Raw genomic sequence first — 14,148 nt, 5'->3', positions numbered from 1 at the left:
TTTCAAATAGTTAATTTAAAAATAAATTTGTGAGTTAAAAAAAATCATACTTACTTTGCAACCGAAAATTAAAAGCAACACGTTTTTAATCTTTCAAAAAAACAATTTTAAACAACAAGAATATAATGAAACAATTACATAACATATCTAATCAGTATTCAAGACGACACGGACAAGAGCCGATGGGACAGGATTATGCTTGTATTGTTCTTCTTGATAGTGAATTTGTGGAAAAAAGGTGCTTATATAAATGGGTCAGCTAATGTAGCGACACGTCAAAATATATAAAGCGCCTCCCGAAAAGAGGCGCTTTTTTTATGGTTTCTTTAGCTTATTTGGTAAAGCGTCGGTCTGTGGAACCGGAGAACAGGGTTCGATTCCCGGAGATACCCAAAGTGAAAATCTCATAGCTTAATGGGTTGGAGCATCGGTCTGATACGCCGAAGGTTGAAGGTTTGAAATACTAAGTATTCGTGAATTCAAAAAAGAAAAATAAAATTCATGAACAATCCTTCTGGGATTACAAAATATAATCTTGTAGCTCAATTGGATAGAGCGTTGGTTTACGACACCGGAGGTTGAAGGTTCGAGCCCTTCTAAGATTACAAATAGAATCTCATAGCTCAAATGGTTAGAGCACCGGTCTTTTAAACCGGGGGTTGAAAGTTCAAATCTTTCTGGGATTACCAAGGTTCCGTAGCTCAACTGGATAGAGCGTTGGTTTACGACACCGAAGGTTGAAGGTTCGAGCCCTGTCGGAATCACAAAAAAGGTCTATTGAGGTAATGGTTAACCTGCCTGACTGTCGCTCAGGCACTGCGAGTTCGATTCTCGCATAGACCGCAACGATTCACGGAAAATTTCCGATCCGACTGTCTCTCGGAAAAGAATTTTGAAGTGAATCTGCAAAACTGGAAAGATAACGGTGGTTGTTTACCCGCCTTGGACGCGGGAGGTCGCAAGTTCGAATCTTGCTTTCCAGACAATTTGCTCCATTCGTCTAATGGTTTAGGACGGCTGCCTTTCGAGCAGTAAATAAGGGTTCGATTCCCTTATGGAGTACAAATGATTTCGTAGCTCAATGGTAGAGCACCGGTCTGTTAAACAGGAAGTTGAAAGTTCGAATCTTTCCGGAATCGCAAATAACTAAATGTTAATTGTTTCAAAGAGAAAGAAAAAGTTTGTCAAAGCGCAGAAGTTCTTATATCAAACAAAAATTAAGACAGACTTTATTTTTTTAATGAAAATTTAAATAAAAAAAGAATAATCAGTAAAGTGGAAATTACTCATTACCCATTATTGATCACTTATAAAATCTGATGGTTCGCCGAAGTAGAAGAGTCGGGGCGGTCTGCAAAACCGTTGTGAAAACTGAGTGGGTTTGACTCCCATAACCATCTCAAATAACTAAAATGAGATTAGTTCCGAAGAAAAAGTAAAAGTTTGTCGAGCGTAGAAGTTCTTATATCAAACTAAAAAAATTAAAGACAGGCTTTGTTTTTCTTCAAATGAGAAATTAGATGTTAGAAACTAAAAGTTAGAGATGTGTGTTATCTAAAAACTATCAACCAGCAACTATCAACCAATTTCAAAAACCGGAAGTACGCCGAAGTTGGAGAGTCGGGGCAGACTGTAAATCTGTTGCTTCATTGCTGAGTAGGTTCAAATCCTACTACTTCCACCAACACCGCTGATAATGTAATGGCAGCATGCAGGAAATGTACTCTTGTTGTTTAGGTTCGATTCCTAGTCAGATGGTTTATTGCTCTATTCGTCTAACGGTTCAGGACGCCTGCCTTTCGAGCAGAAAACAAGGGTTCGATTCCCTTATAGAGTACTAGGTTTAAATGGAAAGGAGAAAAGTTTGTCAAGCGCAGAAGATCTTTACAAATATAACAGGCATAGTTTATAAATATAGACAAGCTTTTCTCAGACCTAATTTTATAAATGATAGTTGATCAATTATCATTTATAAAAACTTGCGGGAATGGTGGAAATGGTAGACACACTTGATTTAGGCTCAAGGTTTTGGGGGTTCGAGTCCCTCTTTCCGTACAAAAATTATTTAGAAAAAATTGGAAGAGTGGTGTAGCAGGTCTGCACGTTAGTCTGAAAAACTAAAGGTACAGGTTCAATTCCTGTCTGTTCCACGAAATATGCGCAATGAATAATAACTCAAAAAACTGATTCATAGTGTAATTGGTCAGCACACAAGACTTTGACTCTTGTTGTTCAGGTTCGAGTCCTGATGAATCAACAAATTAAAATTTAAACAAAACAAATTTAAAACATGTAGAAAAAATGGAAACGCAACAACAAACATGGCAAAACATGACTGGAAAAATTTTCCAACACTCTATCACACAGCTGGTAGAAGAAGCCATCATCCGCGAACAGGCAAATGGACACCGACTGAAAGTGTGTGTGGGTTCAGACTCCCATGTTTATGGTGATGCCATTAATTACGCTACGGCAGTTGTCTTTATTCGTGAGGGAAAAGGAGCGTTTACCTTTATCAGAAAAGAAAGAGAAATACAGAGTATCAGTATTAAAGAACGAATGTTGAACGAGGTCAACAAATCCGTGGAAATCGCCTACGCCATTTGCTCTATTCTGGAAACCTATGATGTAGAAATGGAGGTGCATGCAGACATTAACACTGATCCGGATTTTAAATCCAACGTTGCTTTGAAAGACGCAATGGGATATATTCTGGGAATGGGATATGTGTTTAAAGCAAAACCTTACGCATTCGCAAGTTCAAATTGTGCTGATATGATGGTGTAGATAGTTGGAAGCGGGAGGATGGAAGCTTGAAGTTTTCTAAAAGTATGAATTTAACTTCCTTCATCCAGCTTCCAACTTCCATCCAAAAAAAATAAATTATGAAAACAATTTTAATCATTAACGGAGAAAAATACTGGAAAGATTATTTTGCAGGATTTAATGTGGTTCAGAAGAAAGTTCAGACCTCAGAATTTATTGTAAAAGATGCTGAATTGTATGTTATTGATGAGGATGGAGTCTGCAAACCGGATGTTATTTTTTGGAGATTGGGAGCAGTAAATCCTGAAGCAAAACACAGAAATATTTTGGAATTAATTGAATATTCCGGAGTTCCTTGTGTGAATTCAGCTTCAACTTTATTAACGGGATACGAAAGATTATCAATGTTAAATAGATTGAAAAGACTTGGATTACCTGTTATTGATTTTAATGTGGCAACCAATACAACCCAACTGAAAAATCTGGAAATGCATTTTCCTTTCGTTGTTAAAGTTGGAAATCATCATGGAGGATATGGGAAAAGTCTGGTTTCGACCGAAGAACAATGGGAAGAACTGAAAGATTTACTGTTTATTCATCAGGATTATGTGACGATAGAGAAATTTATTAACTATAAATATGACATTCGTTATCTGGCTGTAAATGATAAAGTTTGGGCAATGAAAAGAAAAGGCAAATATTGGAAAGCCAATTCGTTAACCCAGGAATATCAAATCATCGAGCCGGAAAAAGAATGGATAGAAAAAGTAAAACTGCTACAGGAAAACATCAAAGCAGATATTGTTGCCATTGATGTTCTGGAAACAGAAAATGGAGAAAAAGCAATTTTAGAATACAACGATATTCCCGGTCTTTCAGGGTTTCCAGAAGATGCAAAACTGGAATTATCAGGTATTGTAAAAAGTAAATAAAAGAACCTTAAAAAACTAATAACCATGTATTTTTTAGTTCAGGCTAATGTATATTTAGATCCCGATCATTACAAAATTTTTGATGCGTTGGAAGAATTAAATATTGACTATGATGTCATAAATATTCCACCTAATGCAGAAAAAATAGACTTCGAAACAGACAGAAAAGATGTTTTCGTGTATGGTTCGGTAACGATTGCAAGATTGGCAAAACAAAATACCGACTGGTTTCCAGGTTCTTTTTACGGAGGAAATCACCTGTATGAAGTGTATTCTAAATATTATGGTGAAAACCTTTTGAATCACAAAGTTTCCGTTCATAAAATTTCGGAACAATTAATTTGGGAAAAAGATGAACTCAAATTCATCAAACCTTACAATGAAGCGAAAATTTTTACAGGAAAAGTTTTCACAGAAACAGAATGGAAAGATTTTGTTTTTGAATCACTGGAAAATAAATTAAACAGAATTACAGAAGATTCTTTGATTCAGATTTCTGAAGCAAAACGAACTATAAAAGAAGCAAGACTTTGGATTGTTGGCGGACAGATTATCGATGCAGGATATTATAAATTTAATGATAATGCGCCTTTCGAAGAAAAAGTTTCAGATGACGGGTTGATTTTCGCCAATGATATGCTCCAACTTTTCAATCTTGAAGAAGCTTTTGTTATGGATATTTGTTTAACGGATGAAGGCTGGAAAGTTGTTGAAATAAATTGCATCAATAGTTCCGGATTTTATCCAAATACCAACGTGAAAAGTATTATCAAAGCATTGAATATTTACTTTTCCAACTAAAAAATAAAGCGATGGAACTTACAAAAAGATTATTATTTCTGGATGATATAAGATATCCCATTGAGGCTTATCATTATACAAAACAGGATATTTTCCTCAGAAAAGACTGGCATATCGTTCGAAATTACGAGCAGTTTGTCAACAGGATTTTGGAAAAAGGACTTCCGGAAATGATTTCTTTTGATCACGACCTTGCAGATGAACATTATTTAAAACCAAATTCTCAGGAATTTGTAGAAAAAACAGGCTACGATTGTGCAAAATGGTTGGTAGAATATTGTATAGATAATTACTTAGACTTACCAAAATTCTACTGCCACTCCATGAATCCTGTGGGAAAGGAAAATATTGAAAGCCTTTTAAAAAATTTCAAAAACTATTAAAAACTAAAAAAATGATTTTCAAAACATATAACTCTATAGAAAATGCTTACCAAACTCGTGTGATCGATCAGATCAGGTTGCAGGGTTTTGGGGATGAGGTTTTCATTGTACAGGAAAAGGTTCACGGTGCTAATTTCTCTTTCTTTACCGACGGAAAGGAGATTAAAATCGCGAAAAGAACTGCTTTCGTCGAGAAGGATGAAAAATTCTATAACGCCCATCAAATGTTGGAGCGTTACAGAAAAAACGTAATTGATTTGTTCGAAAAAGTGAAAACTATTCATCCGGATTTGAAAACTGTAGTGATCTACGGTGAATTATTCGGTGGAGGTTACAAACATAAAGAAGTTGAGCCCGTAAAAGATGCGATAAAAGTTCAAAAAGGTGTTGAATATGCACCTCATAACGAATTTTACGGATTCGACATCAAATTGAACAGCACTACTTATTTGGATACAGATTTGGTGAACCAAATTTTCGAGGAAACCGGATTTTTCTATGCAAAAATCTTATTTCAAGGGACTTTGGATGAGGCTTTGAAGTTCCCAAATGTTTTCGATTCTAAAATTCCGGCTTGGTTGGGATTACCTGAAATTGAGGACAATATGTGCGAAGGAACGATCGTTAAAACTTTGAAAACCAAATATTTTGGAAACGGTTCAAGAGTCATTTTAAAAAATAAAAATGAAAAATGGGTCGAAAAATCTAAAGTGGTAAGAAAACAGCATAATACTGTTCAAAAATCAATCAACTTTAGCGAAAAAGCTCAGAATATTTGGGAAGAAATCCAAAAATATGCAACTCCAAACAGGTTGAATAACGTTGTCAGCAAGATTGGTGAATTTGAACCCAAGATGATTGGGAAAGTGATTGGTCTTTTTTCACAGGATATTTTGGAAGATTTTGAAAAAGATTTCCCGAAAGTTTTCACAACCATAGAAAAACAAGAACAGAAAAGGATCAACAAAAAGTTGAATTCTTTAGTCATTGACGTTGTAAAAGAAGAGTTGATGACTCTTAAAGTTTAGTTTCGGTAATTTATTATCGAAACTTTTTATTGTTAAATTTAAAACATACAAGTGAAAAAAATTATTATTTAAACGCTCTGTTTGTCATTCCGTAGGAATCTAAGCAAAGTTTGTAGAATAATAAAAGATATGCACTTAGATTTCTACGGAATGACAAACTAAGTGAAAAACTTTATGATTAATAAAAACTAGAAAAAAATGTTACAGGCAGAAATAAAAAGTCTTTTAAGAGAAGACATCAGTATATTAATAAAAATCCCCAATTCCGGGAAACATTATCTGTGTGATTGTGGTGAAGCGAGTTTGTTGACCGTGAAAGAAATACAGTCAGTTTCGGCAATATTTATCAGTCATACTCACATTGACCACTTTTCAAATTTTGACGGAATTTTCAGACATCAGATTGGAAGCGGAGAAAAAATTGTGATTTGCGGACCGAAAAATATTCATCAACAAGTTGAATCCAGGTTAAAATCTTACACTTGGAATTTAATTGATGAAAATGCCATTGAATATGAAATCCGTGAGATAATTTCTAAGGAAGAAATTAATATATATAAAATTCGTCCGCCATACTGGAATCTTGAGTTGGTAACAACTCAGAATTTCCTTTTTGAAGATGAGTATGTGAATGTTGATTTTGCAATTCTTGATCATAAAACAGATTCAATCGCTTATCTGTTCAAGGAAAAAGATTCGATCACTTTTAATGAAAACACGTCCGAATTCAAAAAAGGAAAATGGATCAGCGAATTGAAATTAGCTTTTGAAAACAACGATTCAGATAAAGAAATTCAGATCGATGAAACAGTTTTCAAAACTTCTGATTTGTTTCATTTTTTGACGAGAAATGAAGGTTACAAATTAGGTGTAATTATGGATCATGCCGTTTGCGAGGATAATTATGAAAAAATCAAAACGGTTTTCAAAGGAGCGGATATGGTTTACATTGAAACATTTTATAAAGATGAAGATCAGGAATTTGCAAAGCTCAATTATCACAGTTTTGCTTCTGCATCCGGAAGGATCATGAAGGAATGTGAAGTGAAAGAAGCTATCCCGATTCACTTTTCAAGAAGATATGTAGAAAGTGATAAACTGGAAATTGAAACTGCTTTTTATAAAGCGTTTAAAGGAAATTAATTAAAAATATTTATTAAACTAAAACCACAAAGATAATAAAAACTCACTTTGTCATCACGTAGTGATCTAAGCAACATTGTAGAATAATAATTTTAAAATACAGTTTAGATTCTTTCAGAATGACAAACATGATGTTAAGCTTTTGTGGTTAAAAACAAAATCAAAAAAATGAAACCCAATATATTTTTTACAGCAGACCATCATTTTGGTCACGAAAATATTATAAAATTTTCCGAACGACCTTTTGAGTCTTTGGAACAGATGAATGAAGAGCTCATTAAAAGATGGAATGAGAAAATTGGAGTTAATGATACAGTCTACCATTTGGGAGATGTGAGTTTGGGAAAACCTGACTTTACCAAAGAAATTTTAGACAGATTAAATGGAAATATTCACTTGATAAAAGGAAATCATGAAGGGGCAGCTTTAACTTATCCTAAAAGATTTGCTTCCATAAGAGATTATCATGAATTGAAAATTGATGAACCGGAAAACAGCAACGGAAAACAAAAAATCATTCTTTTTCATTACTCCATGAGAACCTGGAACGGTTCACATCGTGGTGTTTGGCAACTCTACGGACATTCTCACGGTACATTGCCGGATGACGAAATGGCTTTAAGCATTGACGTTGGAGTAGATTGTCATAATTTTTGCCCAGTTTCTTACGAGGAAGTCAAGGAATTAATGAAGAAGAAAAAATGGACACCACCTTTTGCGCCGAGAAATTAGAAATGCTCCTTTCGGGGAGCTTTTTTGATTTATTTTTTTTACTGCGTAAATAGGATGCGTACTGATGGTTTTATCTTTGCAGAGCTTTAGCAGCAATTCTTCTTCAGGGTATTTCTTCCCGCTTTCTCCTTCAATTAGTAAACCGCATGCAGATGAATAAAAAATGTAGAATAAAATAATAAAAATGAAAACAACCAATGAAATATTAATCATCGACTTGGAAGCCACATGTTGGGAAAACGACAGAATTCCCACCGGACAAAAAGTCGATATTATAGAAATAGGAATTTGCGAATTAAACAGAACAACACAAGCAATTTCTAAGAAACAAAGCATTTATGTCATTCCGGAAAGGTCTAAAATAAGTAAATTTTGTACAGATCTGACAGGGATTACTCCCAAACTGATAGAAGAAAAAGGAATTCATTTCGAAGAAGCCTGTGAGAAAATAAGGGATGAATATGATTCAAATTCTCTTACCTGGGCAGGTTTTGGAAATTTTGATAAAGAGCAGATCATGGAACAGTGTGATTATCTCGGTATCGAAAATCCTTTTTCCGAAAATTATTTAAATGTAATGCATCAATTCAAAAAATATAACGGACTTCATAAAATGATGGGTTTGAAAAGAGCCCTTCACGCCATGAACATGAATTTTGAAGGACACCATCACAGCGGAGCAGACGACGCTTACAATGCCGCCAGAATTTTGAGAGAAATTTTACGGTAATTATTTAACAATAAACATTTAAAAAAGTGAAAACAACAAATAACATATTAATTATAGACCTCGAAGCTACTTGCTGGGATGACCGACCGCCGAGAGGTCAGGAAAGTGAAATCATAGAAATCGGAGTTTGTATTATGGATACAAAAACCGGTAAGATTTCGCAAAATGAAGGAATCTTAGTGAAACCTCAATACTCAAAAGTGAGTCCGTTTTGTACGGAACTGACTTCCATTACTCAGAAAATGCTTGATGAAGAAGGTATTTTACTAGAAGATGCATTAGATATTCTGAGAGCAGAATACGATTCTGAAGACCTGACTTGGGCAAGTTATGGAAATTATGATTTGAATATGCTTCAAAATCAGGCGAGAAAATTCAATGTCGATTATCCTTTGAGTGATGATCATATCAATGTGAAAACATTATTCGGACAAACGCATCCGACGGTTCGCAAAAGTGTCGGAATGGCAAGAGCTTTAGGCGAATTGAATTTCAAGCTTGAAGGTACTCATCACAGAGGTGTGGATGATGCGAAAAATATTGCAAAAATTTTGCATTGGTGCTTGCAACAGTATTAATAATTATATTTTTATAGAATGACTCCCTTCGAAAGGGAGTTTTTTTATTTTTAAATTGTGTTTTTCCGGTAGATTTTTGGGGTAAGCTGTTGGTTCCTTTTAAAAAAATTAATAAAATGAGATAGATCATCAAAGCCGAGACTCCAGGCAATTTCTGAGATATTCCAGTTCGTGTGCTGAAGAAGGCTTCTTGCTTCCTGCATAATTCTTTCGCTGATTACCTGTGAAGTTGTTTTTTCAGTCACAGATTTCATCACATGGTTGAGATGGTTGACATGTACAGATAATTGTCGGGCAAATTCGGTCGGATGTTTGAATTCCATACGTTGCATGGTGGATTCAATGGGAAATTGTCTTTCCAATAGTTCTAAAAAAATAGATGCAATTCTCTGAGATCCGTTTGAGTCTTTATATTGTTGATAAGCTGCAGGCTCTAGTTTTAATGCTTTAAATATAAGTTGGAGAACAAGAGTTCGTAAGGTATCATATTTATAATTAAATTCCAGAGTAATCTCATGAAGCATCTGATCAAAAATATCTTTGAAATTATCAAATTGTTCCGGATCGAGATGATACAAAGGAACACTTCCGGGCCTGAAAACAGGATATTCTTTAAAATTGTTTATAAAAGGATTAAAAAAAACCTCAGTAAAAACGCAGAAATAGGCAGTTTGATCAGACTCCAGATGTTCCCAGGAATATGGAATATTCGGATTTGAAAAAAGTAATGCACAGTCAAATTCTATTATTTTATCAGCATAATACAATTTGGTCTTTCCTTTTAATAAACTGATTTTATACAGTGTTTTACGATTAAAAGGTTTACAGTTGAATCTTTCATCATTGTTATGCTTTACATGGAAGACATTGAAATTATTAATGTCTTTTTCTACGGTTCCGGGCATGAAAACCCTTGTATCCATTTTTAAATCTTCGTGTAAATTCATTTCCCGACTATTAAATATTTACATTAATAATATATACAATATTACAGTAATTAGATTTTGAAATATTGCCTTTTTCAAACATAAAGTTGTAAAAATCAAATATTCATATATATAAAATTAAGAAATAATAATTACTTAATTCTTTGATTTTTACAGTTTTTGATTTGATAAATACATATCGGATGGTATAATGTTGAGATAATTTTGTGCTATTAAATTATACTAATATGATAAAAGCTAAAGCATATGCAGCGCAAAATCCAAACGATAAACTTGCACCGTGGGATTTTGAAAGAAGAGATGTTGGTAACCATGATGTACAGATCGAAATTTTATACTGTGGAGTATGTCATTCTGATCTGGCGCAGATTAATAATGAATGGTTTCCCGGAGTGTTTCCGATGGTTCCCGGTCATGAAATTGTAGGAAGGGTTATTGAAGTGGGGGATCATGTAAAGAAATTTAAAGTTGGTGATCTTGCAGGGGTTGGAACTCTTGCGAATTCATGCAGACATTGCCAATATTGTGAAGAAGGTCTTGAGGTATACTGTGAGAATGGTGTTATACCAACTTACAATGCAATAGATAAATACAGAGACGGATTGCCGACTTATGGAGGATATTCTGACACGATCGTTTCGGATGAATCATTTGCAGTAAGTATTCCTGAAAATCTGAATCTTGCAGCGACAGCACCTTTGTTGTGTGCAGGAATTACCACCTATTCTCCGCTTAAACACTGGAAAGTAGGAAAAGGACATAAGCTTGCTGTATTAGGATTGGGAGGTTTAGGACATATGGCGGTGAAGTTTGCGGTGGCTTTAGGTGCTGAAGTAACTATTTTGAGCACTTCACCTCACAAAGCTACTGATGCAGAAAAGTTAGGAGCACATCATTTTGTGGTTACGACCGATGCACAAGCTGTGGAAAAAGTTAAGTCATCATTTGATTTCATTGTTGATACAGTAAGTGCAGAACACGATTTTGATTTTTATCTTTCTTTATTAAAACTCGACGGAATTCATATTGTTGTTGGAATTCCGCCGGAAGGAATAGTGTTAAAAAATGTTGGAATGCTTCAATTGGGTCGTAAAAGTATTGTAGGGTCGGCTTCGGGAGGAATTCCGGAAACTCAGGAAATGTTAAATTTCTGCGCAGAGCATCAGATTGTTGCTGATATTGAGATGATAGAGATGAAAAATATTCATGCTGCCTTTGATCGTATGGCGAAAGGAGATGTGAAATATCGTTTTGTTATTGATATGTCCACTTTGTAGATAATCGAATCAGGAAAATTATTAAATTTTTTATACGGGAAATTAAAGCAGGTTACTTTTGGTAGCCTGCTTTTTTATTTAATATAATTTTTTGTATTAAAATTTTCTACGCAAAAACACTGCGCAATAACAACTTTACTTTGCATCATCAAAATGAAACAACACTAAAATTTGAAGAACAGATTTTAGTCAAAATATCAGGCGGGTCTTGTTGAGTGTTTCTGTATAGCACCATTGCAGGAGATTTTGTTGAGAAACATTATTTTTTTCTGTTCAACTTGACTTGAAGGTTTCAGGAGTTTGCCAAAAAACTTCACACGGCTCTATAGGTTGAAGGTTCGATTCCTTCTATTTCCAAAATGGGAATATAGTTCAATTGGTAGAACAATAGATTTTTAGCACAGGTTCGAATCCTGTCTTCACTTCGGGTGAAGTAGCTCAGTTGGTTAGAGCACTACACTATCACTGTAGTTGAAAATAGACTCAAAATCTATTTTTTTATGAGAGTTTTGGAATGTTTCTCATTAAAAAACATTCGTTATGGGAAAATTTGAGTTTTTTTCAGTTGTTGAATCAACATTTTGAAAAAGCTTGTAAGAAAAGATTTTTTCTGGAAATGAAATTCGGTTGACGGATGAATGATAATTGAATAAATTTTTATACAAGAAGATTTTAGAAATGCATATTAGAGAAAATTCACTGCAAAAAGTGGAAATGAAGAATAAGTTTAATGAAGATCTTAAAGTTTGAAATCAGTTCAAAAAATATTAATCTAAAAATGAATGGAATTTTGTGAAAAACTTTCCTTCCGCCATTTTTGGAAGAGAGAATCTCGGATTTCCCCTTTTTTAATTAAAATTAATAACACTTAAAATAAAATATGATGTTTAAAAATGTACAAATTAAAGCCTATCAGGTGGGTTTGGTTTTCAAAAACCGAAACTTAATTGAAATTTTAAAAGAAGGTAATCATTGGATTTTCGGGAATAAATCTGTAGAAGTTCATGAAATGAAAAATCAATTTAAAACGATTGAAGACTTGAATCTTTTATTGAAAAATGAAAGTTTGAATTCCATGTTGGAAGTTGTTGATGTGAAAGATGGTGAAATTGTCTTGGTACAGGAAAACGGTATCTTCAAAGAAGTTTTGAATGTTGGTCAATACGCTTTCTGGAAAGGTGTTTTGAGCAGAGAATTTCAAAAAGTTGACTTAACGAAAGTTGACATCACAGAGAAAATCTCTAAGACAATCCTGGAAAATATGAAGTTGAAAAATTTCATAAGAAAGTTTATGGTGACAAATCAATATAAAGGATTATTGTTGATTGACGGAAAATTAACCAAAATCTTAGAAGCCGGAACTTACTACTTCTGGAACAACGAAATTTCTGTTGAAGTAAAAGTTATCGATACGCGTATGCAGCAAATGGAAATTGCAGGTCAGGAACTTTTGACGAAAGATAAAGCGATGCTTCGTATCAATTTCTATGTGCGTTTTCAGGTGGAAAATATTGAAAAAGCTTTAATGGAAAATAAAGAATATGATAAGCAATTATATATTTTGATGCAGTTGGCTTTGCGTGAGTTCGTTGGAGCTTTGACGTTGGATGAATTGCTTGTGAAAAAAGATTCTGTAGGAAAAGAGATCCTTGAAAATCTTGGAAACAAAGCACAAGATCTAGGTCTCAGAGCTTCTGATGCCGGAATCCGTGACGTGATCTTGACAGGAGAAATGAAAGAAATCATGAACCAGGTTTTGATCGCCGAGAAAAAAGCACAGGCAAACAGCATCATGCGTCGTGAAGAAACTGCTTCCACAAGAAGTTTGCTGAACACTGCAAAACTGATGGAAGAAAACGAAGTTCTATGGAAGCTGAAAGAAATGGAATATATGGAAAAAATCGCCGACAAAATTGGAGATATCACCGTTTCCGGAAACAGTAATATCCTTTCTCAGCTGAAAGAGATCTTCGCAAAATAAAACTAATAACTGACATTATATTGTAGGCAAATCTAGAAATGGATTTGTCTTTTTTTTGTGTTTAATTTTGAGTTTTTTGAATCCATTCTTCATAAGAAATAACTCCCAATTCCGGTTTTCCTTCTCCTTCCAAAATAGAAATAAATTCCAGTTGATTTCCATCCGGGTCATTAAAATAAATTGCTAAAGCCGGCATCCACGCAAAAACCATTGGCTCATCAATTCCGTCTTTTAAAAAGTTATAAGGTTTTAAATTTTTATTTTTCAAAAACTCAACGGAATAATTTAAAATATCTTCTTTATCAGCGGAAAAAGCAAAATGTCTCGTCTGTAAATTTTCTTTTTGCTCCCACAAACCAAGCATGGCTTCTTTATTTTTTCCGATCCATAAAAATGCAATTGGACGGTTTCCATCATGATGAGCAAATTCCAAACCTAAAACTTCAGTATAAAATTTTATTGAGTTTTCTAAATTGCTTACCTGTACGTGAGTTTCATATAATCCTTTTATCATAGCTTAAATTTTAATGTACACAAAGCTAGACAACATATTTCCAAAAAACTGAAACTATCGATTCCATTATGTAAAATGAATGATAGATAGATTTTATTTTTAATTGACTTTAAAAATCAATACTATTTTTGTTATTCCGTAAGAATCTAAGCCTCGTTATTGTAAACATTGCCGAGATTCCTACGGAATGACAAACTTTATGATTATTATGGTGTTTAAAACTATTCAGCAATCAATTAATCAAAAAATAAATTTTTTTTTTAAAAAATTAACTACGCAAAAACACTGCGCAAAACCATCCTTACTTTGCATAAGAAATCAGAGAGGAAATGATAA

At 34.0% G+C, this 14,148-nt stretch carries 13 protein-coding genes and 14 tRNA genes; 25 read left to right on the top strand and 2 right to left on the bottom strand.

Features of this window, described 5'->3' with window-relative positions; all coding sequences use genetic code 11:
- The first annotated feature begins 325 nt into the window (after positions 1–325).
- From ABD745_RS11410 to ABD745_RS11300, 23 genes are all read left to right on the top strand, one after another.
- Positions 326–393: transfer RNA gene (locus ABD745_RS11410), tRNA-His, on the top strand.
- 7 nt (positions 394–400) lie between these two features.
- Positions 401–523: transfer RNA gene (locus ABD745_RS11405), tRNA-Ile, on the top strand.
- A gap of 8 nt (positions 524–531) precedes the next feature.
- Positions 532–605 (top strand) — tRNA-Arg (locus ABD745_RS11400).
- 7 nt (positions 606–612) lie between these two features.
- Positions 613–689: transfer RNA gene (locus tag ABD745_RS11395), tRNA-Lys, on the top strand.
- 1 nt (position 690) lies between these two features.
- Positions 691–764 (top strand) — tRNA-Arg (locus ABD745_RS11390).
- A gap of 7 nt (positions 765–771) precedes the next feature.
- Positions 772–843, top strand: a tRNA-Asp gene (locus ABD745_RS11385).
- Between the two features lie 68 nt (positions 844–911).
- Positions 912–983 (top strand) — tRNA-Pro (locus tag ABD745_RS11380).
- A 6-nt stretch (positions 984–989) separates the two neighbouring features.
- Positions 990–1,062, top strand: a tRNA-Glu gene (locus ABD745_RS11375).
- A gap of 5 nt (positions 1,063–1,067) precedes the next feature.
- Positions 1,068–1,139, top strand: a tRNA-Asn gene (locus tag ABD745_RS11370).
- 458 nt (positions 1,140–1,597) lie between these two features.
- Positions 1,598–1,684, top strand: a tRNA-Tyr gene (locus ABD745_RS11365).
- A gap of 80 nt (positions 1,685–1,764) precedes the next feature.
- Positions 1,765–1,837: transfer RNA gene (locus ABD745_RS11360), tRNA-Glu, on the top strand.
- Between the two features lie 144 nt (positions 1,838–1,981).
- A tRNA-Leu gene (locus ABD745_RS11355) sits at positions 1,982–2,055 on the top strand.
- A gap of 22 nt (positions 2,056–2,077) precedes the next feature.
- Positions 2,078–2,150: transfer RNA gene (locus tag ABD745_RS11350), tRNA-Phe, on the top strand.
- Between the two features lie 34 nt (positions 2,151–2,184).
- A tRNA-Gln gene (locus ABD745_RS11345) sits at positions 2,185–2,257 on the top strand.
- 44 nt (positions 2,258–2,301) lie between these two features.
- Positions 2,302–2,787: a ribonuclease H-like YkuK family protein gene (locus ABD745_RS11340; RefSeq protein ID WP_344829702.1), complete on the top strand. Its 486-nt coding sequence runs from the start codon at positions 2,302–2,304 to the stop codon at positions 2,785–2,787.
- A 98-nt stretch (positions 2,788–2,885) separates the two neighbouring features.
- Positions 2,886–3,698, top strand: coding sequence for an ATP-grasp domain-containing protein (locus tag ABD745_RS11335; RefSeq protein ID WP_344829699.1), 813 nt, complete (start codon positions 2,886–2,888; stop codon positions 3,696–3,698).
- A 24-nt stretch (positions 3,699–3,722) separates the two neighbouring features.
- Positions 3,723–4,499: an ATP-grasp domain-containing protein gene (locus tag ABD745_RS11330; protein ID WP_344829696.1), complete on the top strand. Its 777-nt coding sequence runs from the start codon at positions 3,723–3,725 to the stop codon at positions 4,497–4,499.
- An 11-nt stretch (positions 4,500–4,510) separates the two neighbouring features.
- Entirely contained in the window at positions 4,511–4,882 is a 372-nt protein-coding gene (locus ABD745_RS11325; protein ID WP_344829691.1) for a cyclic-phosphate processing receiver domain-containing protein, read from the top strand.
- Positions 4,883–4,893: 11 nt separating this feature from the next.
- The gene (locus ABD745_RS11320; RefSeq protein WP_344829685.1) at positions 4,894–5,910 is read left to right on the top strand and encodes an RNA ligase, Rnl2 family; all 1,017 of its coding nucleotides are present in this window, start codon (positions 4,894–4,896) and stop codon (positions 5,908–5,910) included.
- Between the two features lie 198 nt (positions 5,911–6,108).
- Positions 6,109–7,053: an MBL fold metallo-hydrolase gene (locus ABD745_RS11315; protein WP_344829679.1), complete on the top strand. Its 945-nt coding sequence runs from the start codon at positions 6,109–6,111 to the stop codon at positions 7,051–7,053.
- A gap of 168 nt (positions 7,054–7,221) precedes the next feature.
- Complete coding sequence (locus ABD745_RS11310; protein ID WP_344829672.1) at positions 7,222–7,785, top strand: metallophosphoesterase; 564 nt, start codon at positions 7,222–7,224, stop codon at positions 7,783–7,785.
- 184 nt (positions 7,786–7,969) lie between these two features.
- On the top strand, positions 7,970–8,515 hold the full coding sequence (locus ABD745_RS11305) for a 3'-5' exonuclease (RefSeq protein ID WP_344829665.1): 546 nt from the start codon (positions 7,970–7,972) through the stop codon (positions 8,513–8,515).
- Positions 8,516–8,541: 26 nt separating this feature from the next.
- Positions 8,542–9,093, top strand: coding sequence for a 3'-5' exonuclease (locus tag ABD745_RS11300; RefSeq protein WP_344829658.1), 552 nt, complete (start codon positions 8,542–8,544; stop codon positions 9,091–9,093).
- Between the two features lie 50 nt (positions 9,094–9,143).
- Here the strand turns inward: ABD745_RS11300 and ABD745_RS11295 are convergent, their stop codons facing one another.
- Positions 9,144–10,040 (bottom strand): helix-turn-helix domain-containing protein, encoded by an 897-nt coding sequence (locus ABD745_RS11295; protein WP_344829654.1) that lies wholly within the window; start codon positions 10,038–10,040, stop codon positions 9,144–9,146.
- A gap of 227 nt (positions 10,041–10,267) precedes the next feature.
- Here ABD745_RS11295 and ABD745_RS11290 point away from each other — a divergent pair, with 227 nt between their 5' ends.
- Both ABD745_RS11290 and ABD745_RS11285 read left to right on the top strand, forming a co-directional pair.
- Positions 10,268–11,317 carry an NAD(P)-dependent alcohol dehydrogenase gene (locus ABD745_RS11290; RefSeq protein ID WP_344829648.1) on the top strand — a complete coding sequence of 350 codons (1,050 nt, stop codon included), beginning with the start codon at positions 10,268–10,270 and terminating at the stop codon, positions 11,315–11,317.
- A gap of 880 nt (positions 11,318–12,197) precedes the next feature.
- Complete coding sequence (locus ABD745_RS11285) at positions 12,198–13,298, top strand: slipin family protein (protein ID WP_344829642.1); 1,101 nt, start codon at positions 12,198–12,200, stop codon at positions 13,296–13,298.
- A gap of 61 nt (positions 13,299–13,359) precedes the next feature.
- Here ABD745_RS11285 and ABD745_RS11280 read toward each other — a convergent pair whose 3' ends face one another.
- Positions 13,360–13,812, bottom strand: a complete 453-nt coding sequence (locus ABD745_RS11280; RefSeq protein ID WP_344829634.1) for a VOC family protein — start codon at positions 13,810–13,812, stop codon at positions 13,360–13,362.
- Positions 13,813–14,148 lie beyond the last annotated feature (336 nt).

This window comes from Chryseobacterium ginsenosidimutans (assembly GCF_039536845.1).
GTDB classification, from domain to species: Bacteria; Bacteroidota; Bacteroidia; order Flavobacteriales; family Weeksellaceae; genus Chryseobacterium; species Chryseobacterium ginsenosidimutans_B.
Note: the sequence above shows the minus strand (reverse complement) of the source record. Positions and strands in the feature narration are given on the sequence as shown.